Annotated in this window: 20 protein-coding genes; 9 read left to right on the plus strand and 11 right to left on the minus strand. The window is 48.0% G+C overall.

Annotated features, from left to right (window positions below; translation table 11 throughout):
• From tolA to mngA, 10 genes are all read right to left on the minus strand, one after another.
• Positions 1-731 (minus strand): cell envelope integrity protein TolA (gene tolA / locus K0335_RS21430; protein ID WP_219394116.1); only part of this gene is annotated, 731 nt, incomplete at its 3' end.
• 62 nt (positions 732-793) lie between these two features.
• Positions 794-1222 carry a colicin uptake protein TolR gene (tolR, locus tag K0335_RS21435; RefSeq protein ID WP_000090102.1) on the minus strand — a complete coding sequence of 143 codons (429 nt, stop codon included), beginning with the start codon at positions 1220-1222 and terminating at the stop codon, positions 794-796.
• Positions 1223-1225: 3 nt separating this feature from the next.
• On the minus strand, positions 1226-1918 hold the full coding sequence (tolQ, locus tag K0335_RS21440; protein ID WP_000131316.1) for a Tol-Pal system protein TolQ: 693 nt from the start codon (positions 1916-1918) through the stop codon (positions 1226-1228).
• A complete protein-coding gene (gene ybgC, locus K0335_RS21445) occupies positions 1915-2319 on the minus strand; it encodes a tol-pal system-associated acyl-CoA thioesterase (RefSeq protein WP_001098384.1) in 405 nt (134 codons plus the stop codon). Before ybgC ends, tolQ begins: the two co-directional genes overlap by 4 nt.
• A 149-nt stretch (positions 2320-2468) precedes the next feature.
• Positions 2469-2762, minus strand: a complete 294-nt coding sequence (gene ybgE, locus K0335_RS21450) for a cyd operon protein YbgE (protein WP_096932464.1) — start codon at positions 2760-2762, stop codon at positions 2469-2471.
• Positions 2762-2875: a cytochrome bd-I oxidase subunit CydX gene (gene cydX / locus K0335_RS21455; RefSeq protein WP_000270282.1), complete on the minus strand. Its 114-nt coding sequence runs from the start codon at positions 2873-2875 to the stop codon at positions 2762-2764. Before cydX ends, ybgE begins: the two co-directional genes overlap by 1 nt.
• A 14-nt stretch (positions 2876-2889) precedes the next feature.
• Positions 2890-4029: a cytochrome d ubiquinol oxidase subunit II gene (gene cydB, locus K0335_RS21460; RefSeq protein WP_104919381.1), complete on the minus strand. Its 1140-nt coding sequence runs from the start codon at positions 4027-4029 to the stop codon at positions 2890-2892.
• A 15-nt stretch (positions 4030-4044) separates the two neighbouring features.
• A complete protein-coding gene (gene cydA, locus K0335_RS21465; protein ID WP_010331061.1) occupies positions 4045-5613 on the minus strand; it encodes a cytochrome ubiquinol oxidase subunit I in 1569 nt (522 codons plus the stop codon).
• Positions 5614-6463: 850 nt separating this feature from the next.
• Positions 6464-9097, minus strand: a complete 2634-nt coding sequence (gene mngB / locus K0335_RS21470; RefSeq protein WP_104919380.1) for a mannosylglycerate hydrolase — start codon at positions 9095-9097, stop codon at positions 6464-6466.
• A gap of 19 nt (positions 9098-9116) precedes the next feature.
• Complete coding sequence (gene mngA / locus K0335_RS21475; protein WP_001054844.1) at positions 9117-11033, minus strand: PTS 2-O-a-mannosyl-D-glycerate transporter subunit IIABC; 1917 nt, start codon at positions 11031-11033, stop codon at positions 9117-9119.
• A 168-nt stretch (positions 11034-11201) separates the two neighbouring features.
• Between mngA and K0335_RS21480 the strand changes: the two genes are divergently transcribed.
• From K0335_RS21480 to K0335_RS21520, 9 genes are all read left to right on the plus strand, one after another.
• Complete coding sequence (locus K0335_RS21480) at positions 11202-11921, plus strand: GntR family transcriptional regulator (RefSeq protein WP_000532836.1); 720 nt, start codon at positions 11202-11204, stop codon at positions 11919-11921.
• 425 nt (positions 11922-12346) lie between these two features.
• Positions 12347-12796, plus strand: a complete 450-nt coding sequence (gene glmS / locus K0335_RS21485) for a methylaspartate mutase subunit S (protein ID WP_000743283.1) — start codon at positions 12347-12349, stop codon at positions 12794-12796.
• On the plus strand, positions 12796-14184 hold the full coding sequence (glmL, locus tag K0335_RS21490; protein WP_001261290.1) for a methylaspartate mutase accessory protein GlmL: 1389 nt from the start codon (positions 12796-12798) through the stop codon (positions 14182-14184). Before glmS ends, glmL begins: the two co-directional genes overlap by 1 nt.
• Positions 14185-14202: 18 nt before the next feature.
• Entirely contained in the window at positions 14203-15648 is a 1446-nt protein-coding gene (locus K0335_RS21495; RefSeq protein ID WP_000421094.1) for a methylaspartate mutase subunit E, read from the plus strand.
• A complete protein-coding gene (locus K0335_RS21500) occupies positions 15649-16890 on the plus strand; it encodes a methylaspartate ammonia-lyase (RefSeq protein WP_000695016.1) in 1242 nt (413 codons plus the stop codon).
• Between the two features lie 3 nt (positions 16891-16893).
• Complete coding sequence (locus K0335_RS21505) at positions 16894-18264, plus strand: acyclic terpene utilization AtuA family protein (protein ID WP_046076702.1); 1371 nt, start codon at positions 16894-16896, stop codon at positions 18262-18264.
• Positions 18261-18578: a DUF4387 domain-containing protein gene (locus K0335_RS21510; protein ID WP_000876893.1), complete on the plus strand. Its 318-nt coding sequence runs from the start codon at positions 18261-18263 to the stop codon at positions 18576-18578. The genes K0335_RS21505 and K0335_RS21510 overlap by 4 nt, the downstream gene beginning before the upstream one ends.
• 134 nt (positions 18579-18712) lie before the next feature.
• The gene (locus K0335_RS21515) at positions 18713-20002 is read left to right on the plus strand and encodes a dicarboxylate/amino acid:cation symporter (protein ID WP_104919377.1); all 1290 of its coding nucleotides are present in this window, start codon (positions 18713-18715) and stop codon (positions 20000-20002) included.
• Positions 20003-20064: 62 nt separating this feature from the next.
• On the plus strand, positions 20065-21717 hold the full coding sequence (locus tag K0335_RS21520; RefSeq protein WP_104919376.1) for a class I fumarate hydratase: 1653 nt from the start codon (positions 20065-20067) through the stop codon (positions 21715-21717).
• A 7-nt stretch (positions 21718-21724) separates the two neighbouring features.
• Here K0335_RS21520 and K0335_RS21525 read toward each other — a convergent pair whose 3' ends face one another.
• Positions 21725-22627, minus strand: a complete 903-nt coding sequence (locus tag K0335_RS21525; protein WP_001214250.1) for a LysR substrate-binding domain-containing protein — start codon at positions 22625-22627, stop codon at positions 21725-21727.
• Between the last annotated feature and the right edge of the window lie 269 nt (positions 22628-22896).

Here is a 22896-nt window from a genome sequence, read left to right on the forward strand (position 1 = left end):
GCTGCTTTGTCTGCAGCGGCTTTCTCAGCAGCTTTTTTCTCTGCTGCTGCTTTGTCTGCAGCGGCTTTCTCAGCAGCTTTTTTCTCTGCTGCTGCTTTGTCTGCAGCGGCTTTCTCAGCAGCCTTTTTCTCTGCTGCTGCTTTGTCTGCAGCGGCTTTCTCAGCGGCCTTTTTCTCTGCTGCTGCTTTTTCTGCAGCGGCTTTCTCAGCAGCTTTTTTATCTGCTATTGCTTTTTCTGCTATAGCTTTTTTCTGCGCCTCTGCCTCGGCGAGTTTAGCTGCCTCTGCCTCAGCCTTTTTCTGTGCTTCTGCTTTCTTCATGGCCTCTTCAGCTTGCTGACGCTTTAACTCTGCCTGTTTTGCGTCCTCTTCAGCTTGTTTTTTCTGTTGCTGAGCGGCTATACGCTCTTTTTCAGCCTGTTTTAACCGTTCCTGCTCTGCGGCTTGTCTTTCACGGAGTTCTTCAGCCGCTTGTTGTTCCTTTTTCTTACGTTGCTCTTCGGAACGACGCGCACTGGCTTCCTGCTCCTTGATACGCTCGCTGTTTGCTACAACAGCACCAGTATCAACCATTACCGCGTCGATAGACGAACCACCGCCGCCTCCGGCTGAAGCCTCTATATTTTCATCAAACGAGCTCCAGATCAGCGCTGCAAATAAAATGACATGCAGCACTGCTGAAATAATTATCGCTCGTTTAAGTTTGTCGTTTTGTTCGGTTGCCTTTGACACTCTTGGTTCCCAAAAACTGTTCGCCCGTAACTCGCTATCTTTACGCCTGGAAACGCAGGTAACTAGATAGGCTGCGTCATTAAGCCAACCGATTTCACACCCGCACTGTGTAACAAGTTCAGTGCTTTAATGATTTCATCGTAAGGCACATCTTTCGCACCACCGATCAGGAAGACCGTTTTCGGATTGGCCTTGAATCGGCTTGAAACTTCTGCCACTACCTGCTCAGGAGGTAACCGTTCCAGTCGCTCTTTCTCAACAGATATCGCGTACTGACCAACGTCAGAAACTTCAATAATTACCGGTGGATTATCATTACTACTCACTGTTTGCGAGTCGGTAGCCTCCGGCAAGTCGACTTCCACGCTCTGGGTAATGATGGGGGCCGTTGCCATAAAGATCAGCAGCAGCACCAGCAGTACGTCCAGCAACGGTACAATGTTGATTTCGGACTTAAGATCGCGACGACCTCGCCCACGCGCTCTGGCCATGGCTTACCCCTTGTTGCTCTCGCTAACAGTAAACGCCTGGCGGTGCAGAATAGCGGTAAACTCTTCCATAAAGTTGTCGTAATTCAGCTCCAGTTTGTTTACACGTTGGTTGAGACGGTTGTAGGCCATAACTGCCGGAATAGCGGCAAACAGACCGATTGCCGTCGCAATCAACGCTTCTGCGATACCGGGCGCAACCATTTGTAACGTTGCCTGTTTTACTGCACCAAGGGCGATAAAGGCATGCATAATCCCCCAGACCGTACCAAACAGACCAATATATGGGCTGATGGAGCCAACTGTGCCGAGGAACGGAATGTGCGTTTCCAGGTTTTCAAGTTCACGGTTCATGGAAATACGCATAGCACGCGATGCCCCTTCAACAACAGCTTCAGGAGCATGACTGTTCGCCCTATGGAGACGAACAAACTCTTTGAACCCACTGTAGAAGATTTGTTCCGAACCACTGAGATTATCACGCCTTCCCTGGCTCTCCTGGTAGAGGCGAGAGAGTTCGATTCCAGACCAGAATTTATCTTCAAACGCTTCGGCTTCGCGCGCCGCTGCGTTAAGGATACGAGTCCGCTGGATAATAATGGCCCAGGATGCGATTGAAAAACCAATCAAAATCAACATGATAAGTTTAACCAGAAGGCTAGCCTTCAGGAACAAATCAAGGATATTCATGTCAGTCACTGCTTAAACTCCGCGACAATAGACTTGGGAAGCGCACGAGGCTTCATTTTGAGTGGGTCAACGCAAACAACCAGAACCTCTGCTTCATTCAGCAAAGTATTCTCGGCGTTGACAATACGTTGCGTGAAAACCAAAGAGGTGCCACGCATTGATGTTATTTCAGTCTGTATTTCGAGCATATCGTCGAGCCGCGCAGGTGCATAATATTCCACCGTCATTTTACGCACCACAAAGGCAACGCGTTCAGCCATCAGCGCCTGTTGGCTGAAGTGATGATGACGCAGCATCTCTGTGCGTGCTCTTTCATAAAAAGCGACGTAACTGGCGTGGTACACCACACCACCGGCATCGGTATCTTCATAGTAGACGCGAACCGGCCATCGAAACAGCGTTGTATTCACTTTACATCCCGGTAATGCAACAAAAGTTAGAACTTTTAAACGCTGCTACTATACGCGCGCGATTGAGGTTTGGGAATGAGGGCAAGTTAAGGGAGCGTAAAAATTTATGGACCTTCTGTGGCCCATAAATTTTTGAAGAGAATTCTCATTTAAAAGAAGAAGAAAATCAGCCCGACAATGAGAACAATATCGGCAAGCAATGGGCAAAAAATCCCTTGCCAGAGAACCTTCTGCGGACAAAAGCCTACGCCGTGAATTACACCAGCACAGACAGCCCACATCAGCAATAAACCATGCCAGATTTCCAGTTCACTGGTCTTCGCGGCAAAACGTGACGGGTCCCAAAACATACATCCTGCTAACAGAAGCGCCATCACGAAGGAAAGCGCCCGCAGGGGGCGCTTGTCCATTACCGCATACAAGGTTGCGATAATCTTGCTCATCAGATGTCTTCTTGACCGGCTTTGCCTGATTCGACGTGCTCAAGCGCCAGTGCGGTGATTACCCCAAACGAACAGGCAAGAAGCGTTCCCAGAATCCATGCGAAATACCACATTTTTAGCTCCTTACTTAGTACAGAGAGTGGGTGTTACGTTCAATATCTTCTTTGGTGATACGACCGAACATTTTCCAGTAACACCATGCGGTGTAGAGCAGAATGATCGGTACCAGAACCACCGCAACCCAGGTCATGACGTTAAGCGTCAGCTGGCTGGAAGTTGCATCCCACATTGTCAGACTTGCGTTCATCATGGTGCTGGACGGCATCACAAACGGGAACATTGCGATACCGGCAGTCAGGATGATGCAGGCCAGCGTCAGTGAGGAGAACACAAACGCCCATGCGGCTTTATCCATACGTGCAGTCAGGATAGTCAGCAGAGGCAGAACCACACCCAGCGCCGGAATAGCCCACAGAATTGGCGTGTTGTTGAAGTTAACTAGCCATGCGCCAGCTTCACGAACCACTTCTTTATTCAGCGGGTTAGATGCCGCGTAATGGTCCATTGTTGATTTCACAACATAACCATCAATACCGTACATCACCCATACGCCAGCCAGTGCGAAGCAGACCAGTGTCACCAGCGCCGCCACCTGAGCTGTTGCACGGGTACGCAGATGCAGTTCGCCCACGGTGCGCATTTGCAGGTAGGTCGCGCCCTGAGTAACGATCATCCCTACGCTCACCACACCTGCCAGCAGGCCGAACGGGTTAAGCAGCTGGAAGAAGTTACCGGTGTAGTACAGACGCAGATATTCATCAACGTTGAACGGTACGCCCTGCAACAGGTTACCGAACGCTACACCAATCACCAGCGGCGGAACGAAGCTACCAATGAAGATGCCCCAGTCCCACATGTTACGCCAGCGGGTTTCTTCAATCTTGGAGCGGTAGTCAAAACCGACCGGACGGAAGAACAAAGACGCCAGCACGAGGATCATCGCCACATAGAAGCCGGAGAACGCAGCGGCATAGACCATCGGCCAGGCAGCAAACAGAGCGCCACCCGCAGTGATCAGCCAAACCTGGTTACCGTCCCAGTGTGGTGCGATGGAGTTAATCATAATTCGACGCTCGGTGTCGTTACGACCGAGGAAACGGGTGAGCATGCCCACCCCCATGTCGAAACCGTCAGTGACTGCAAAACCAATCAGCAGAACGCCAACCAGCAGCCACCAGATAAAACGCAATACTTCATAATCGATCATTTGACGACTCCTGTCTTAGCGTGCCGGCTGAGTAGTCGTGGAAGACTGCTCAAAGTGATAGCGACCGGTTTTCAGGCTGCTTGGGCCGAGGCGTGCAAACTTGAACATTAAGAACAATTCTGCCACCAGGAACAGGGTATACAGGCCGCAAATCAGTACCATCGAGAAGATGAGATCGCCTGCGGTCAGTGACGAGTTCGCCACAGCTGTCGGCAGCACTTCACCGATAGCCCACGGTTGGCGACCATATTCAGCCACGAACCAGCCCGCTTCTACAGCAATCCACGGCAACGGAATACCGTACAATGCGGCGCGCAGCAGCCATTTTTTCTCGCCAATGCGGTTGCGGATGACACTCCAGAAAGAGAGAGCGATGATTGCCAGCAGCAGGAAGCCACACGCCACCATGATACGGAACGCGAAGTACAGCGGCGCTACACGTGGAATGGAGTCTTTGGTTGCCTGCTGAATCTGCGCTTCAGTTGCATCCGCCACGTTTGGCGTATAGCGTTTCAGCAGCAGACCGTAACCGAGGTCTTTCTTCATGCTATTGAACTGGTCACGAACCGCCTGGTCGGTAGAACCAGAACGCAGTTGCTCGAGCAGAGAGTACGCCTTCATCCCGTTACGGATGCGTTCTTCATGCTGCACCATCAGCTCTTTCAGGCCGATAACCGGTGTATCCACGGAACGCGTTGCAATGATGCCCAGTGCGTAAGGGATCTGGATCGCAAATTTGTTCGTCTGCTCATCCTGATCAGGAATACCGAACAGAGTAAAGGCAGCAGGCGCAGGTTGCGTTTCCCACTCGGCTTCAATAGCAGCCAGTTTGGTTTTCTGCACGTCGCCCATTTCGTAACCGGATTCATCACCCAGAACAATAACAGACAGAACGGCAGCCATACCGAAGCTGGCAGCGATAGCAAAGGAGCGTTTAGCGAAGGCGAAGTCACGGCCTTTCAACATATACCATGCGCTGATACCGAGGATGAACATCGCGCCAGTCACATAACCAGACGCTACAGTGTGAACGAATTTCACCTGAGCAACCGGGTTAAGCACCAGCTCGGAGAAGCTCACCATCTCCATACGCATAGTTTCAAAGTTGAAATCGGACGCGATTGGGTTTTGCATCCAGCCGTTCGCAACCAGAATCCACAGCGCGGACAGGTTTGAACCGAGCGCCACCAGCCAGGTCACACACATATGCTGAACTTTACCCAGACGATCCCAACCGAAGAAGAACAGACCTACAAAGGTGGATTCGAGGAAGAAGGCCATCAGACCTTCGATTGCCAGCGGCGCACCGAAGATATCCCCTACATAGTGGGAATAGTAAGACCAGTTAGTCCCGAACTGGAACTCCATGGTCAGACCGGTTGCCACACCCAGAGCGAAGTTGATACCAAACAACTTGCCCCAGAACTTGGTCATATCTTTATAAATCTGTTTGCCGGAAAGGACGTAGACCGTTTCCATAATGGCCAGCAGGAACGCCATACCGAGCGTCAGTGGCACAAAAAGGAAGTGGTACATCGCGGTCAAGGCAAACTGTAAGCGCGACAGTTCGACTATATCTAACATCATGACTCCTTGCTCATCGCATGAAGACTCCGAGAGTGAACCCCGTTAGAAAGGGTCACACGCATGCCCCAATAGAAATTTGTTTGATCACTTTCATCACACCATGTGAATACACAAAAACGGTGTAAAGAAAGGTTGCAAACATGTTAATAAAAACTCAAATTGATCCCACGTATATATTACGCCGCAAAATCCTTACAATAAACAGGTTTTTATTGAAGCAAATTTGCATTTTTCGACGGTGATCAATTTATAGCTAAATTGCCGCCTTTCAGCCAATTTGATCGAGAACAATTTATCTCTTTTTGATGCTCATTTCCAAGATTTATACATTGATTAATATCAATTTCTACAAATTATGTTAACAATGTTTCAATAAGGTGATTTTGGTAAACTTTGTGTTTAAAATGTGTGACTTATAAGACAGGGAATTAGTTTCGGTTGGTAATTAAAGATAAAAAGAGACGAAGCAAAAGCAGCACGGTTGGCCTTAATTCTTTTTTTTGGTCACTGGCTAATACGACGCAGTGTTTCAGGATTATTAATAAAGGCATAAATCCATCTTGCCAATATTAACATTTAATTAACTTATAATTATATTATAATTAACTCACTCAGGGTTATTATTTTGTTAAAAATAAAGTCACATATACGTAGCTTGAGAGTGAAGATGAACCCCAAATTGCCTGATGCGCTACGCTTACCAGTGTCTACATCATCTCTGCAATATCTTGAATTTGCATACTTTTACAGACCGAATAAGGCGTTCATGCCGCATCCGGCATGAACAAAGCGCCCTTTGTCAACAATCTGGCCGCGCATACGTGGCTTCGCTTTGATTGCTCGCTATTCAGGCAAGTTGGTAACTGAACGTTCGTGACTGGCCGGGTAAAAAAGGCCCGGATAGATTTGAACCTTGATTTTCCTCGGTGTTAATGTGTTCATCCATCATCGTTTCTGAGCAAGAAATCACCTCGCGGCTGAAAGCAACAGTCGCATCACAGGTCGCTGATTCAGCCGGGTTAAACAGCCGTAAAATCACTTCTTGTCGGTCTTCAGCTTTCTTAAGTGCGCTAATCAGGCATCCCACTGGGGGCATTTTCAACAAACTATAACTTTCCGGCACGTTGAACCCGGCTTTGTTAAGCTTCATCGCATCCCATGGGATTTTGTTGTAACACTGTACTGGGGTCAGCCATGCTCGCGCCTGCTGGGCTACACCGGCGGCGGTTGGCGTACCGGTATAACTCAATAAACTTAGGCGACAAGAAAGCAGACCGCGTAGTTGTGAGTCTGGGACTGGCATTTTAATTCCTGAAGGCCGTCCAGGCCTTAAAAGCAGATCTTCTTTCCCCAGCAATCCAACTCCACGCAGCAGCGTAATGGCAAAAGATTTATTCTTTTCACCAATAACCTCAAACTCACGCAGCCCTTCGCTAAAAACAGCCAGCCCGTTACGTTCCTCTTGTAAGGCTGCATAACTGAGCATATTCCATACCGGAACAGGCGCTTCTTTCCAGCCTTCTTGTTGCCAGACATCCATCGCACTGTCGCTCACCGGGCGCGTTAGTGAACCAAACTGGGTGTCAGCCAGAACACTGTCGGTGTTAAAAGGTGTAGGGACCAGTACGCGAAGGCGATGATCGTCAGCCTGGTTATCAAGGTTGATATCCACATCAATGCGCCTGCTGTTATGACTAAGAGTGACAACCAACTCCACCCCTACTCTGCCAGTGGATTGCCGGGCGCTGCGTTCTGACAAATTGAGCGGCACTGCCATGTCATAGCGGATAACAGCCGTACTCTGCCAGGCCTCATGAGTAATCTCGCATTGCGGTTTCGCGTTCGCCGAAGTAATTACCCACTCTTCTTTTGCAGGTGAATAGTCATATTCATCACCATCATCAGAGCTTTCTTCAATTTGCAATACCCGTTCAAAGCGCACACCGCTGTCTTTATCTACCAGTTGCAGAGAACCATCCTCATTGAGCGCAATCTGCCAGAAAGCATTTTCCAGTATCCCTTCAACTTCACTTTTGGAGGTGACCACGTTGCCAGGCTGATTCGCTTCAATATAAAGCGTGCGATAGCCCATAGAAGGGACAATCTGTTTGATCTGAATATCAAACTCCATAAAGGGATCGTAATTACCGTAATGAACAATTTGCCGATCGATAAGACCAGGATCGATCTCACGGGCATGGCGAATAAAATACGGCACAGGCTGGCCGCGATCGTCCCGCAAATTAAACTGGCTGGCGCGCAGGCGCACAGTGGTGTTAATAACTTCTTCACGCGGCCAGGGCATCAGGTTAAACAGGACGAGTTTGTCGGCGTCGCTCTGCGGCATGTTGTCGGCGATTTTACGCATATAGAAACGAATCAGATTATCCGCCATGTCTTCGGCCAGTTCGAAGCGGGCGACGATTTCGCGATGAACTTTGTCACTGCAACAACAACCTATACTGTCGTGGGCATGATTTTTTAAGATCTCTTTCCACATTTTCTCCAGCAAGCCGTGGTGGTATTCAAAACCCAACGTCCAGGCCAGTGTTGCCAGCGGTTCCAGCAGATTAACAATCTTATTTTCAATACGTGCGTGGGCAATTTTGATATCCATACGCGTAGAACTGATGGTGCGATGCACGCGCATATATTTGCCATCAATAAATTCCCCTTTCAGGGTGGCCAAATTTTCACGCTGCGCTTCGATCTTCTCAAATACCTCTTCAAAGCGGCTCATCACAAACTTACGTTGAGGGTAGATCTCACGCAGCTTATCCATCACTTCGAAGATATTTTGCTGCAATGGCATCTGATCATGACCATTCGGCAACAAAATCTCTTTGGTTACTGACGCTTTTTCCAGCACGTCAAAATAGCTGTCGAGGCGTTTACGTAATCCGTCTTCGTCCGCAGGTAAGTACTTACCGATGGCATAACCTAACGGCAGCACTTGCGCCGTCACTTCGCTGCCGTCACTGCTTTGCCATAAAAACTCGGTTTTATCAGTACCGTGGCGCTCCGAACATCCGCGCCAGAACATAGTGCGGGTAATGCCAAATCCATTGTAGATATGCGGCAGTTGCCCGGACATGCCAAAGGAGTCCGGTAAATAGCCTATTTTCATCGGCTCGCCAAACGCGAGGCAGTCACGCATTCCGTACATCAGATTACGGACTATGGATTCCGCAGAAACAATCGTGGTATCGGTCTGGGTATACCAGGGGCCGATAATCAACTTACCGGCTTCTACCAGTTTTTTCACGCGGTCTTTGTTTTCCGGCTTCACCGCGAAATAATCTTCGAGAATCGCCGTTTGCCCGTCGAGCACGTAATATTTGTATTCGTTGTCCTGTTCCAGTCGGCACAGGATCTCTTCCATATTATTGACCAGCAGAATGCGTGACTCTTCGGTAGTAAAATACCACTCCCGATCCCAGTGCATATGCGGGGTGATGTGAACGCGAGATACAGCTTTCATCGTCGTTTCCTGTTTTTGTTTATGGCGTTACGCCATCAATCAGATAGTTGCCATGCTTAACCGCGTGACGCCGCCAGATCAGGAGAATTGCGGTAGAGATTGCGCTCCCCACCAGCGCCGCGCCAAACCAGCCCAGAGCAGCCATCACACCACCAGCACCGTTATCATGAAGTAAAAAGAGGGAGAATATTCCGGCCCCCGGTGTGGAAAGGCCAATATTCATCGCGCCAACGATAGCGCCCGTCACCATAGAGCCCAGCACAAAAGAGCCAATGACGCGCAATGGATCTTCAATCGCCATCGGGATCGCCCCTTCCGTAATCCCCGCCAGCCCCAATAGCCAGGTTGATTTCCCGGTTTCAATTTCAAATTCTTTAAACAGGCGCGGCGCGAGCATCGTGGAAGCCGTTACGGTAAATGCCGAAACCATTTTGACGGAGGCGAAAATGGCATAGGGGCCGTAAACGCCGTTCGCCATTGCGCCGAGGCAGAATGCATAAGCGGCTTTGTTCACTGGCCCACCAAGGTCAAAGGAACACATAAAACCGAGAATGGCGCCAAGCAACAGCGCGTTACTTCCTGACAGACCGTTCAGCCAGGCGGTAAGCGAGTTATTGATCCAGGCGACAGGTTCCCCCACCACAAACAGCATCAGACTGCCCGCTCCCAATGTACCGAGCACCGGGTAGAGATAGAAAGTCAGGAAGCCATTGAATTTACTGCTAAGACGTAAGTGATTTTTCACCCAGCGCATCAGGTAACCGGCTATCAATCCGCCAACGACCGCGCCGAGAAACCCGGAACCGATCATGTTGGCGGCCAGTCCAGCCGCAAAGCCCGGCGCTAACGCCGGTTTATCTGCCAGCGAATAGGCGGTATAGGCTGCCAGCACCGGCACCATCAAAATCCCGAGCATCCCGCCGCCCAGTTTGCGGTACATCCACAACCAGGAGTTTTCTTCATTAAATAGATCTTGTAGCCCGAAGATTTGCGACAGTAATACCGCGACCGCCAGCACCGTGCCACCCGCGACAATCAACGGCACGGCGAAAGAAATCCCGCTTAAGAGCGCCTGTTTCAGCTCCGTTTTGACGCTTTTCGCCGGTTGCGTATTTTGCTGTACAGTACGCGTCTCATCACTACGCTTGAGGGTAAGCGCTTGTTGGATCAATGCTTCTGCATGGCGAATCGGCTCGGCAACAGGCACAGAAAGCGCAGGAATGCCGTTAAAACGCTCACTCTCCTTGATGGCGACTTCAGCCGCAAAAATACACGCAGTTGCACTATTGAGTTGATCCGCCGTTAAACGCCCTTCAATACCGTTAGCTCCCTGCTTTTCAACAAAGACATTCACGCCCAACTTTCGCCCTGCTTTCTCCAGATATTCCGCAGCCATATAGGTGTGGGCTATCCCTGCCGGACAGGCCGTCACACAAACAATTGTTGGCGCATTGCTGAAATTCACTGCAGGTTGTGCATACCATTTATCATCAAGCGCCGAAAGCAACTCATCTGGCGTCGTTGCTGACTGAATTCTCGCCCGAATCTCATCATCCGCCAGGCGCGTAGTTAGCGCTGTCAGCAGTTGCATATGCGTTGTACCTGCTTCATTGGGAGGAATAGCCAGCAACACCACTAAATCAACCGCTTCCGGGCCATCAACGCCTTCCCACTGAAGCGGCTCACTCAGTGTCGCGACCGCAAACGCTGCTTCTTTTACCGCAGCAGTTTTACCATGCGGCACAGCCAGCCCTTCACCTAAGGCCGTCGGGCCAAGACTTTCACGGTGATGCACTTCTTCCAGAAATTGCTCAGTACTGGAAATTTTCCCCAGAGCAGCAAGACGTTGAGTCAACGCGTGGATGGCCTCTTCACGGCTGGTAAAGCGCGCATTCAGGCACAGCGCATCGCGGTGGGTCAGAGTCGTCAGGTTCATCATGATCCTCACTTGATCGTTTTTATAGTCGCGCCAGTGTGCCCGACAAACAAATACTATTATGTGATCAATTTCACTTGTTGAGATTATTTGTATTATATTTGTATTATTTACAGGATGAATTTATCGGGCATAATGACAAAATTCGTATTAATGAGATGCTAAATAATGGGACGGAAACCCTTATACCGACAGATTGCTGATCGCATTCGTGAGCAGATTGCGCGTGGCGAGCTTAAACCTGGCGATGCGTTACCCACTGAATCAGCACTACAAACAGAGTTTGGCGTCAGCCGGGTTACGGTGCGTCAGGCTTTGCGACAATTAGTCGAGCAGCAGATCCTTGAAAGTATTCAAGGCAGCGGGACTTACGTAAAAGAAGAGCGGGTCAATTACGATATTTTTCAGTTAACCAGTTTCGATGAAAAAATGTCTGATCGACACATCGATACACACAGCGACGTCCTGGTGTTTGAAGTGATCCTGGCTGATGATTTTCTCCAGCAGCAGCTGCAAATTAGCGAACAGGATCGCGTGTGGCATGTGAAGCGTGTGCGCTATCGCAAGCAAAAGCCAATGGCACTGGAAGAAACCTGGATGCCGCTTTCATTGTTCCCGGATCTCACCTGGCAGGTCATGGAAAAATCGAAATATCACTTTATTGAAGAAGTGAAGAAGATGGTTATTGATCGTAGTGAACAAGAGATAATCCCTCTGATGCCAACCGAAGAGATGAGCCGTTTGCTTAATATCAGCCAGGATAAACCGATTCTCGAAAAAATATCGCGAGGATTCTTAATAGATGGGCGGATATTTGAGTTCAGCCGAAATGCTTTTAATACAGATGACTATAAATTTACGCTTATCGCACGAAGAAGAGCCCACTGATATATGCGCTATATACTCTTAATATTGCAAGTTGCAGGACAAACGCCAGTAGCGTTTTGAACAATGCTTGCGTTGCCCCTGAAATGAAGGGGCCGAATAACACGCAGACACAGCACATGCAACTTGATTATGGCGAGTATCACCATTCTTATTTCAACATATTTACGATTGCCTTCACAAATTTGGAAATCATTTTTATAACCTCCACACCAAACCGCATCAAGTCATTCTCTAACCCACTAATTTAATGACACTTTAACCATCGAAAGATAAATCAATCTTTTTACGAATAAGATATTGAAAAGAGATCAATTGCATCCTTTATACCTAACACACACACTCACGGATAAATATATCGCACTTACAATGACAGAGTGCAAACAACCATTTATTTAATGTTTTCACGCCTATACAGAGGATTTGCCATGAAAAAACCAACGCTCGTTATTGGCGTCATTGGCGCTGACTGCCATGCTGTTGGCAATAAAGTTCTGGATAGAGTTTTCACCGCGCATAACTTTAATGTCATTAACCTTGGCGTAATGGTGAGTCAGGATGAATATATTGACGCAGCGATAGAAACGGGTGCCGATGCCATTGTGGTTTCCTCTATTTATGGTCATGGTGATATTGACTGCCTGGGGCTTCGTGAGCGCTGCATCGAACGTGGTATCGGAGAAATTCCACTTTATGTTGGCGGCAATCTGGTGGTTGGCAAACATGACTTTGCTGATGTCGAAAAAAAATTCAAAGAGATGGGATTTAACCGAGTATTCGCGCCAAGTCATGACCTGGAAGATGTCTGTCAGCTCATGGCGCGTGATATTCAGCAACACCGGCACGCTGCAGAACATGTTCTGGAAGAGGCTATCTGATGAGAACTGTCTCTGTCGATATCGGTTCGACGTGGACTAAAGCCGCTCTCTTCGGCAGAGAAGGTGATACGTTAACGCTGATAAATCACGTGATAACCCCGACAACGCCCCATCATTTGGCTGAAGGTTTTTTCCCTTGCCTTAATCAGTTACTTAACGTTTGTGATGCCCGTCCGTTACTTCATCGCGGTGAAATTAACCTGAAATATTCCTCTTCTGCCAAAGGGGGACTGGCAGTCGCCGCGATGGGGCTGGTGCCTTCAATTACACTGGAAACAGCAAAAGTAACCGCCTGGTCGGCAGGCGCAAAAATCACTCAGCATTACGCTTATAAACTTAATCGTCATGACATTCAGGCACTGGAGAACACACCGCCCGATATTATTTTGTTTACTGGCGGCACTGATGGTGGCGAAACGAGTTACGGTCTGGCTAACGCTCGCGCCCTGGCAGAATCAAACCTTGATTGCGCCATGATTTACGCCGGGAATCGCGATATACAGGACGATGTGCAGGCAATTCTGGCGCATAAAGAGCTAACAATTGTTGAAAACGTCCTGCCGGATCTCGATCATCCCCATCCTCATGCTGCACGCGAGGCCATTTGTGACATTTTCCTGCAACGGATCGTAAAAGGAAAAGGGCTGGATGTCATCGTCAATGAAACTGGCGAAAAGCCGATGCCAACACCATGGACAGTTTATGAATTAGTAAAAGCCATAAGTCATTACGACAGCGAGTGGCAAGAGTTCATGTTGATTGATATGGGCGGTGCCACCACCGACGTCTATTCCGCCTGTTCTAATTCCCTCACTCCCGACACAGTACATCACGGCGTACCGGAACCGTTTATTAAGCGTACGGTGGAAGGTGATCTGGGTATGCGCGTCTCTGCCATGGTCGTGGGTGAAAGTACACGGGAGTTGGTCGATATCATTTTCGCCGGTCAGACTGAACGTAAAGCGGCATTTTACGCTTACCTGCGCCATCTGGTGACTTACCCTGGCTACTTACCCGCCAACAGCGAAGAAGAAGAGTTCGATACTTTGCTGGCAGGGCTTTGTGTCGGCTACGCCAGTGAACGCCATGCCGGAAGGAAAAAACAGGTCTGCACCTGTGTGGGTAATGTTGATTTGCAACTGGGGCGAGATCTGACGCCAGTACGCAAAGTCATCGGTTCTGGCGGCTGGCTGTCACGCGCCAGTCAGTTCGATATTCATCACTGGTTGAAATACCGGGAATTAGATGACGATGGCCGACGCATCTTACTTCCTAATCAATTCACTTATTACCGTGATTCAAGCGGCTTGCTGCCGTTACTGGCAAATGTTGCCCGGCTTGATCCGCAGCTCGCCGCCCGTACCAGTATCCACTGTTTAACCCGATGAATTAAAAGGCAGCAACACATGGAACTTAAAAATAAAAAACTCTCACTTGATGAATTCATGAACGAGCGACTGCAGGTACTCCAAACCTGGCCGACGGGTAAGGAGGTAGAAAACTTTGCAGAGGCAGTTAACTATCAGCAATCAATTCCTGAACATAAACGCTTTTCTCTGGCCCTGTTAAAAGCCGACCAGCAAGGTAAAACGTTGAGTCAACCACGTGCAGGCGTTGCATTGATCGATGAACATATAGAACTGCTGAAAACGCTGGAACAGGAGTGTGATCTGCTGCCGACAACTATTGATGCTTATACCCGTTTGAATCGTTATGAGGAAGCAGCCGTTGGTATTCAAAAATCGCTGGAAGCTGGCACCTCTAAACTGAATGGATTACCTGTTGTTAACCACGGTGTTGCAGCCTGCCGTCGCCTGACAGAAACACTCGAAAAACCGTTACAAATTCGCCACGGTACGCCTGATGCCCGATTGCTGGCTGAAATTTCCTTTGCCAGCGGTTTTACCAGCTACGAAGGAGGGGGAATTTCGTACAACATTCCTTATGCCAAACGTGTAACGCTGGAAAAATCGATCCGCGACTGGCAATACTGCGACCGTCTGGTCGGGCTATATGAAGAACATGGTATTCGCATGAATCGGGAGCCTTTTGGACCATTAACCGGCACCTTGATTCCTCCTTTTATGTCCCATTCGGTGGCGATTATTGAAGGTCTTTTGGCACTGGAACAGGGAGTGAAATCAATTACTGTCGGTTATGGTCAGGTGGGCAGCCTGATACAGGATATTGCAGCCATTAAATCCCTGCGCGAACTGTCCCATGAATATTTCCATAATTACGGGTATGAGGATTACGAACTGAGTACGGTTTTTCACCAATGGATGGGGGGATTCCCGGAAGATGAAGCTAAAGCCTTTGCCATAATTTCCTGGGGAGCTGCTGTTGCTGGCATGTCAGGTGCGACAAAAGTGATTACCAAAAGCCCCCATGAGGCATTTGGTATCCCAACTGCTGCAGCCAATGCTCAGGGGCTGAAAGCCTCGCGCCAGATGTTAAATATGGTAAGCGAACAGAAATTCCCCCCCTGTCCGGCGGTTGATCAAGAGGTTGAACTGATCAAGTGCGAAGTTCGCGCTGTACTGAAAAAAGTGTTTGAACTGGGTAATGGCGATATTGCCCGTGGCACAGTGTTGGCCTTTGAAGCGGGTGTGCTGGATATCCCCTTTGCCCCATCAGTTTGTAATGCCGGGAAGATCTTGCCTGTACGCGATAACACCGGGGCAATTCGTCTTCTTGAAGCCGGTTGCGTACCGTTACCGCAAGATATCCTCGCCCTGCATCACGACTACGTAGCAGAACGCGCCCGTGCAGAAGGACGCGGCCCATCATTCCAGATGGTTATTGATGACATTAACGCCGTATCCCACAGTCAATTAATAGGAAGACCATAAATGAAAATTAAACAGGCCATCTTCACCGCCGGGTACTCTTCATTCTATTTTGACGATCAGCAAGCCATTAAAAATGGCGCAGGACACGATGGGTTTATTTACACTGGCGCGCCGGTAACACCAGGCTTTACTGCCGTGCGTCAGGCGGGTGAATGTGTATCAGTGCAATTGATTCTGGAAAATGGTGCCATTGCGATGGGCGACTGCACTGCCGTTCAGTATTCAGGTGCAGGTGGGCGTGATCCTTTATTCCTTGCCGCGAATTTTATTCCCTTTCTCAATGATTACATCAAACCTCTGCTTGAAGGCCGTGACGTTAATACCTTCCTCGAAAATGCCCGCTTCTTTGATACGTTGCGTATCGAGGGACAATTGCTCCATACCGCCGTACGTTATGGACTTTCCCAGGCCTTGCTTGACGCCACCGCGCTCGCAACAAAACGCTTAAAGGCCGAAGTGGTGTGTGACGAATGGCATTTACCATGCGTGCCAGAACCTATTCCGTTGTTTGGACAAAGTGGGGATGATCGTTATCTCGCCGTCGATAAGATGATCCTCAAAGGCGTGGATGTGCTGCCACATGCTTTGATCAATAACGTTGAAGAAAAACTTGGTCAAAAAGGAGAAAAACTGCGTACATACGTACGCTGGCTGTCAGATCGCATTTTGCAATTACGTCAATCATCAGATTACCGACCAACACTGCACATTGATGTTTACGGCACCATCGGCCTGATTTTTGCGATGGAACCGAAACGCTGTGCAGAGTATATCGCCAGCCTGGAACAAGAAGCCCAGGGACTGCCGCTCTATATCGAAGGCCCGGTCGATGCTGGTAATAAAGCAGATCAAATCCAGGCTCTTGCCGCCATCACCAACGAACTGGCTCGTCTCGGTTCTGGCGTAAAAATTGTCGCCGACGAGTGGTGTAACACCTTCCAGGATATTGTTGATTTTACCGACGCTAAAAGCTGCCATATGGTGCAAATCAAAACACCGGATCTGGGCAGTATCCATAACATTGTTGATGCCGTGCTTTATTGCAATAAGCATGGCATGGAGGCTTATCAGGGAGGCACCTGCAACGAAACGGATATTAGCGCCCGCACTTGTGTTCATGTGGCGCTGGCAGCCCGTCCAATGCGCATGCTGATTAAACCAGGAATGGGCTTTGACGAAGGTCTTAATATCGTCTTCAACGAAATGAATCGTACCATTGCGCTATTGCAGACTAAGGATTAACCAATGGCTCATACATTTAAGATCTTATCGCCAACGGCTATCCTCGGTTATGGCTTCCCCGAAGAAAGTTTTCGCAAAGCGATGGCGGAGTCACCGGATTTAATTGCTGTCGATGCCGGTTCCTCTGATCCTGGTCCACATTATCTTGGCGCAGGAAAACCCTTCACTGACCGCGCCGGTGTAAAACGCGATTTGCGCTATATGATTGTCGCCGGAGTAAAAAATAATATTCCGGTGGTAATTGGCACTGCCGGTGGCTCTGGTGCCGCTCCGCATCTGGAATGGTGTCGCCAGATCATTCATGAAATCGCGCAGGAAGAACAATTAACCTTTACGCTGGCATTAATTCCGGCAGATGTAGAAAAAGAGGTTGTTCATCAGGCGCTGGATAACGGCAAAATCACCGCCCTGGATTTCGTACCTGCACTCACCCATGAAGCCATTGACGCGAGTACTTATATCGTCGCCCAGATGGGTATCGAACCTTTTCAACGGGCCTTGCAAGGCGGTGCACAGGTGGTATTAGGTGGCAGGGCATATGATCCAGCCTGCTTCGCTGCCCTGCCGATTATGCAAGGCTTCGATGAAGGGCTGGCGTTGCACTGTGGGAAAATTCTTGAATGTGCCGCAATTGCAGCCACACCTGGCTCTGGTTCTGATTGTGCAATGGGGATCCTCGATGACAGTGGCTTTACACTGAAGACCTTTAACCCATTGCGTAAATTCACCGAAACGTCTGCAGCAGCTCATACCCTGTATGAAAAATCCGATCCCTATTTTCTTCCCGGTCCGGGCGGTGTTTTGAATCTGAAAGGCTGTACTTTTAAAGCAGTGAATGACGGTGAAGTGTATGTCAGCGGGTCGAAGCATGAAGCCACTCCCTATGCGTTGAAACTGGAAGGCGCGCGGCAGGTCGGTTTCCGCTGCCTGACAATTGCCGGAACACGTGATCCCATCATGATCGCCAGTATTGATACGATCATTGAAGAAGTGAAAGCCAGTGTGAAACGCAATCTGTCTCTGGACGATGACAGTATCCGCATGACTTTTCATCTTTATGGTAAGAACGGTGTTATGGGCTGCCATGAACCTGTTCAACAAGCCGGGCATGAACTGGGCATCGTACTGGATGTCGTCGCACCGACACAGGAAACGGCTAACAGTGTCTGCTCTCTGGTTCGTTCCACCATGCTGCATTACGGCTATAAAAATCGTATCGCCACTGCGGGTAATCTGGCTTTTCCATTCTCTCCTTCCGATATTCAGAGTGGGCCCGTCTACGAGTTTTCGGTTTACCACCTGATAGAAGCGAATGATGCACTGCGCTTTGACTACCATCTTGAACACGTTACCCCGCAAGGAGTGCAAATATGAAATATCCTATTTGCTCACTGGCACAGGTTATTCGCTCAAAAAATGCCGGACCGTATGAACTGGTTTTAGATATTTTATTTAAAAGTAAAGAGGATTATCTACGCATCAAAAATTCTCAACAACTTTCAGCGGAAGTTATTGCTCGTTTATATCAGGTAACGCCAGACTTTATTCATCGTATTATTTGGTTTGATCCAGCCAATGCAGTAAAAATCATCATGCCCAGAGATATTGTCTCTGGCAATGTGGGGGATAACGATGTCTATGGTGCTCAGCAACATGCGCCATTATTAAACATTGAATTCGATTTGTAGTTCTCTCCCCTGACGTTAAGTAAATATTTTTAATCCTTAACGTCAGGCTATCAACACTGTTGACGAATCTGAAGTCGCTTCTCAGTCAGGTATTTCGAGACCTCGCTCGCCAACCCTTTATCGAAGGAGTAATAATGAAGAAAATAAATTTAACCCAAATGATTATATTTGGACTTATTCTCGGCATTATTTCCGGAGAGGTTATTTATAATACAGCGTCACCGGAGACAGCTAAGGTATACTCGCAAGAAATTTCAATATTAACCACGATATTTTTACGTATGATCAAAATGATCATCGCTCCCCTGGTAATTTCAACACTGGTTGTCGGCATTGCCAAAATGGGCGATGCAAAAACGTTGGGGCGCATATTTACTAAAACATTTTTCCTGTTCGTCTGCGCCTCATTAATTTCAATCGCGCTTGGTCTTATAACGGTAAATCTTTTTGAACCCGGCACAGGTATCAATTTCGTCCCTACTGACACAAGCGTTGTTGCCGCTATTCCCGCTGAACCTTTTACCCTGCGGGCGTTTGTTTCCCATGCAGTACCAACCAGCATTGCGGACGCCATGGCACGCAATGAAATTCTGCAAATTGTCATTTTCTCATTGTTTCTCGGTTGCAGTTTGGGGGCAATAGGTGACAAAGGAACAGCGATGGTCAATGTATTCGATTCACTGGTACATGCCATGCTGAAACTAACAGGCTATGTGATGTTGTTTGCTCCCCTGACGGTATTTGCTGCTATCTCCGCGCTAATCGCTGAACGGGGTCTCGGGGTAATGATCAGCACCGGAATATTTATGGGTGAGTTTTACTTCACACTGACCATACTGTGGGTACTACTAATTGGTGTCACAGCAGTGTTAGTTGGGCCGTGTATCAAACGACTCACCAAAATGCTTATGGAACCAATGCTATTGGCTTTTACGACTTCCAGTTCCGAAGCGGCATTTCCAGGCACACTGAGCAAACTCGAAGAATTTGGTGTATCGCCTAAAATTGCCAGTTTCGTATTGCCCATCGGTTACTCTTTTAACCTTGTAGGATCAATGGCCTACTGTTCATTTGCCACAGTCTTTATTGCCCAGGCCTGTAATATAAATTTAGGCGCTGGAGAGCAGATTACGATGTTGCTCATCCTGATGTTGACCTCCAAAGGCATGGCCGGCGTACCACGCGCCTCGATGGTGGTCATTGCCGCAACGCTTAATCAATTCAATATTCCCGAAGCAGGCCTAATTCTGTTAATGGGAGTGGATCCTTTCCTCGATATGGGCCGTTCTGCCACTAACGTCATGAGTAATGCCATGGGTGCAGCCATTGTGAGTCGTTGGGAGGGGGAGCATTTTGGTGTCGGATGTCGGGGGATACCATCAGGTAAAAGCGAGACTGAACTGTCAGAAATGGAGCTACCTTAATTCGTTTCGCCTGGCGTCACAATTAACCTAACTTTGCCACCTACTTTTAAGATGAGAAAAAAATGTCTAAGCCCTTTATCTGGCAGGAGCTCTTTACGTTAAGTGAAGATATTACCGAGTATGAATTATTAAGTGATCAATATATTACTGTTACACAGCTTGACGATAACGAAATCATTAAAATCGCCCCGGAAGCCTTAACATTACTGGCATTACGGGCATTTCATGATGCATCTTTTTTCTTGCGTACTGAACATTTAGCACAGGTCGCCAGTATTCTGCTCGATCCCCATGCCAGCAGTAACGACAAGTATGTGGCTTTGCAACTGCTGCGCAACGCTGAAGTGTCAGCCGGAGGGATTCTGCCTAATTGTCAGGACACAGGAACAGCGACGATTATCGCCAGCAAAGGGCAAAATATTTGGACAGGTGTTAACGATGCCGAATACTTAAGTAAAGGAATTTACACCACCTTTCAGGAAAATAATCTGCGCTATTCGCAGAATGCACCGCTGGATATGTATAACGAAATTAATACGCAAACTAACCTACCAGCACAAATAGATATCAGCGCCACACCAGGTAGTGAATACCAATTTTTATTTATAAATAAAGGGGGTGGTTCAGCCAATAAAGCAGCCTTGTTTCAGGAAACGAAATCTATTTTACAACCAGAAAAACTGACCCAGTTTCTGATTGATAAAATGAAGTCTCTGGGTACTGCGGCCTGTCCACCATACCATATCGCTTTTGTCGTGGGCGGGCTTTCAGCAGACCAGGCGTTAAAGGTAGCCAAACTGGCATCAACTAAATATTACGATTATCTCCCCACCATCGGTAATGAACTGGGCCAGGCATTTCGTGATATGGCATTGGAAGTTACTCTCCTTAATGCCAGCCGGGAATTTGGTATAGGGGCACAATTTGGCGGCAAATATTTTGCTCATGATATTCGGGTGATTCGTCTGCCGCGTCATGGCGGCTCTTGCCCGATTGCGATGGCCCTCTCCTGCTCCGCTGATCGCAATATCAAAGCCAAAATTAACAAACAGGGTATCTGGCTGGAAAAACTCGAACGTAATCCCGGACGTTTGATACCGCAACCGCTACGTACGGAAAGCAATTCTCAGGTAGTGGAAATTGATCTGAATCGACCGTTAGATGCAATCAGAAGTGATTTATCTCGTTTGCCCATTGGCGCACGCCTCGCACTAACTGGCCCTATAGTTGTCGCCCGGGATATTGCCCATGCAAAAATTAAAACCCGATTAGAGTATGGCGAACCGCTACCAGAATATATGAAAAAACACATTGTATATTACGCCGGACCAGCAAAAACACCGGAAGGTTACCCTTGCGGTTCTCTGGGCCCGACGACCGGTGGTCGGATGGATGGCTACGTAGATGCATTTCAGGCCGCAGGTGGTAGCCTGGTGATGCTCTCAAAAGGCAATCGTAGTCAACAGGTTACCGATGCCTGCAAAAAACATGGTGGTTTTAATCTCGGCAGTATTGGTGGTGCGGCGGCACTTCTGGCCCAGCAATATGTGAAAAGCCTGCGTTGTATTGAATATCCTGAACTGGGTATGGAAGCAGTGTGGATGATGGAAGTGGAACACCTGCCTGCTTTTCTGTTGGTGGATGACAAAGGAAATAACTTCTTTAGTCAGTTTGAGCAGTCATGCCATTGCAACAGTTGTCTGGCAGGCAAATAAAAGATGCTCAAAGCATGGTGGTTTGCGACTTTTCCCGCAGCCAGTCACGAAAAATCTGCAAATGGCGGGATTTATTTTTCTCTTCCCGCCACGTCAAAACAAATCGATTTCCGGTGCGAATCGGTACATCACAGGGAATAATCATTTCGCCATTATCAAGATCTCGCTGAATTGCAAAGCGGGGAAGCAACGCCACGCCAAGATTGGAACGCACGGCGGCAATCAACATGGATAATAAATCATAACGTGGGCCTTTATTAATACCTGAATGCATAATACCTGAAAGCGCAAACCACTCCTGCCATGCATTCATACGAGTGCTTTGGTGCAACAACTGTATATCACTAACCAACTGTTTTACTGATAATTTTTGATCTTCAGGCGCAAGTAGTGTACTGCTGCATACAGGTAGAATTTCCTCTTCAAAAAGAAATTCGACTTCTGCCCAGTGGGTACAAAAATCTTCACGCATAATTGCCGCGTCATATTCCCGATGAAGAAAATCATCCACACTCGAAAGTGAATATATATTAACAATAATATCCGGGTTAAGTTCGCTGAACTCCCGCAGACTGGGTATTAACCAGTGGGTACTAAAAGTTGGATTGACTGCCAGTTCTATTACCTGCACTTTCGGTTGCCAACTCATAATGGCATGCGTATCGCGCTCCATCTTATGAAGTGTTTCTTTGATAATACCGAGATAATATTTTCCAGCAGAATTCAGGGTAATACGCTTTTTCGCATGGTCAAACAGTGGTGTGCACAAAAACTCTTCCAGAGCAGTAATCTGACGGAACACGGCACTCTGTGTCAATGCCAGATCTTCTGCCGCCCGGGTATAGCTTTCATAGCGGGCCACCGCCTCAAAAGCGATCAGAAGTTCTGTTTTCGGTATTTTTCCTCTCATATGCCAATCTCTGAAAGTCATTTATTTTCTGCAAGCCGGATGATATCCCTTCACCACCGCGTGTTATTTTAAAGCTACCAACCAGCCCGATGGTTTAATTAAAACAAACTCGCAAAAGAATAAATATATAAATCACCCACCAGGTTATAGATTAAAACGTGAATTATCTTATGTAAGATAGTTGAGTGTTGAGCACTGATGAATCCCCTAATGATTTTGGTAAAAATCATTAAGTTAAGGTGGATACACATCTTGTCATATGATCAAAT

The sequence above is a fragment of the Escherichia sp. GZ89 genome, assembly GCF_019366485.1.
In the GTDB taxonomy this organism is placed as follows: Bacteria; Pseudomonadota; Gammaproteobacteria; order Enterobacterales; family Enterobacteriaceae; genus Escherichia; species Escherichia fergusonii.

Excerpts from the sequence above, each read along its gene's own strand:
- K0335_RS21500 (WP_000695016.1), top strand. The coding sequence starts at position 15,649 with ATGAAAATTAAACAGGCCATCTTCACCGCCGGGTACTCTTCATTCTAT.
- cydB (WP_104919381.1), bottom strand. The coding sequence starts at position 4,029 with ATGATCGATTATGAAGTATTGCGTTTTATCTGGTGGCTGCTGGTTGGC.
- K0335_RS21520 (WP_104919376.1), top strand. The coding sequence starts at position 20,065 with ATGTCTAAGCCCTTTATCTGGCAGGAGCTCTTTACGTTAAGTGAAGAT.
- mngA (WP_001054844.1), bottom strand. The coding sequence starts at position 11,033 with ATGAACCTGACGACTCTGACCCACCGCGATGCGCTGTGCCTGAATGCG.
- cydX (WP_000270282.1), bottom strand. The coding sequence starts at position 2,875 with ATGTGGTATTTCGCATGGATTCTGGGAACGCTTCTTGCCTGTTCGTTT.
- glmS (WP_000743283.1), top strand. The coding sequence starts at position 12,347 with ATGAAAAAACCAACGCTCGTTATTGGCGTCATTGGCGCTGACTGCCAT.
- K0335_RS21510 (WP_000876893.1), top strand. The coding sequence starts at position 18,261 with ATGAAATATCCTATTTGCTCACTGGCACAGGTTATTCGCTCAAAAAAT.
- K0335_RS21505 (WP_046076702.1), top strand. The coding sequence starts at position 16,894 with ATGGCTCATACATTTAAGATCTTATCGCCAACGGCTATCCTCGGTTAT.
- K0335_RS21515 (WP_104919377.1), top strand. The coding sequence starts at position 18,713 with ATGAAGAAAATAAATTTAACCCAAATGATTATATTTGGACTTATTCTC.
- tolR (WP_000090102.1), bottom strand. The coding sequence starts at position 1,222 with ATGGCCAGAGCGCGTGGGCGAGGTCGTCGCGATCTTAAGTCCGAAATC.
- K0335_RS21495 (WP_000421094.1), top strand. The coding sequence starts at position 14,203 with ATGGAACTTAAAAATAAAAAACTCTCACTTGATGAATTCATGAACGAG.
- cydA (WP_010331061.1), bottom strand. The coding sequence starts at position 5,613 with ATGTTAGATATAGTCGAACTGTCGCGCTTACAGTTTGCCTTGACCGCG.
- glmL (WP_001261290.1), top strand. The coding sequence starts at position 12,796 with ATGAGAACTGTCTCTGTCGATATCGGTTCGACGTGGACTAAAGCCGCT.
- K0335_RS21480 (WP_000532836.1), top strand. The coding sequence starts at position 11,202 with ATGGGACGGAAACCCTTATACCGACAGATTGCTGATCGCATTCGTGAG.
- K0335_RS21525 (WP_001214250.1), bottom strand. The coding sequence starts at position 22,627 with ATGAGAGGAAAAATACCGAAAACAGAACTTCTGATCGCTTTTGAGGCG.
- mngB (WP_104919380.1), bottom strand. The coding sequence starts at position 9,097 with ATGAAAGCTGTATCTCGCGTTCACATCACCCCGCATATGCACTGGGAT.
- ybgE (WP_096932464.1), bottom strand. The coding sequence starts at position 2,762 with ATGAGCAAGATTATCGCAACCTTGTATGCGGTAATGGACAAGCGCCCC.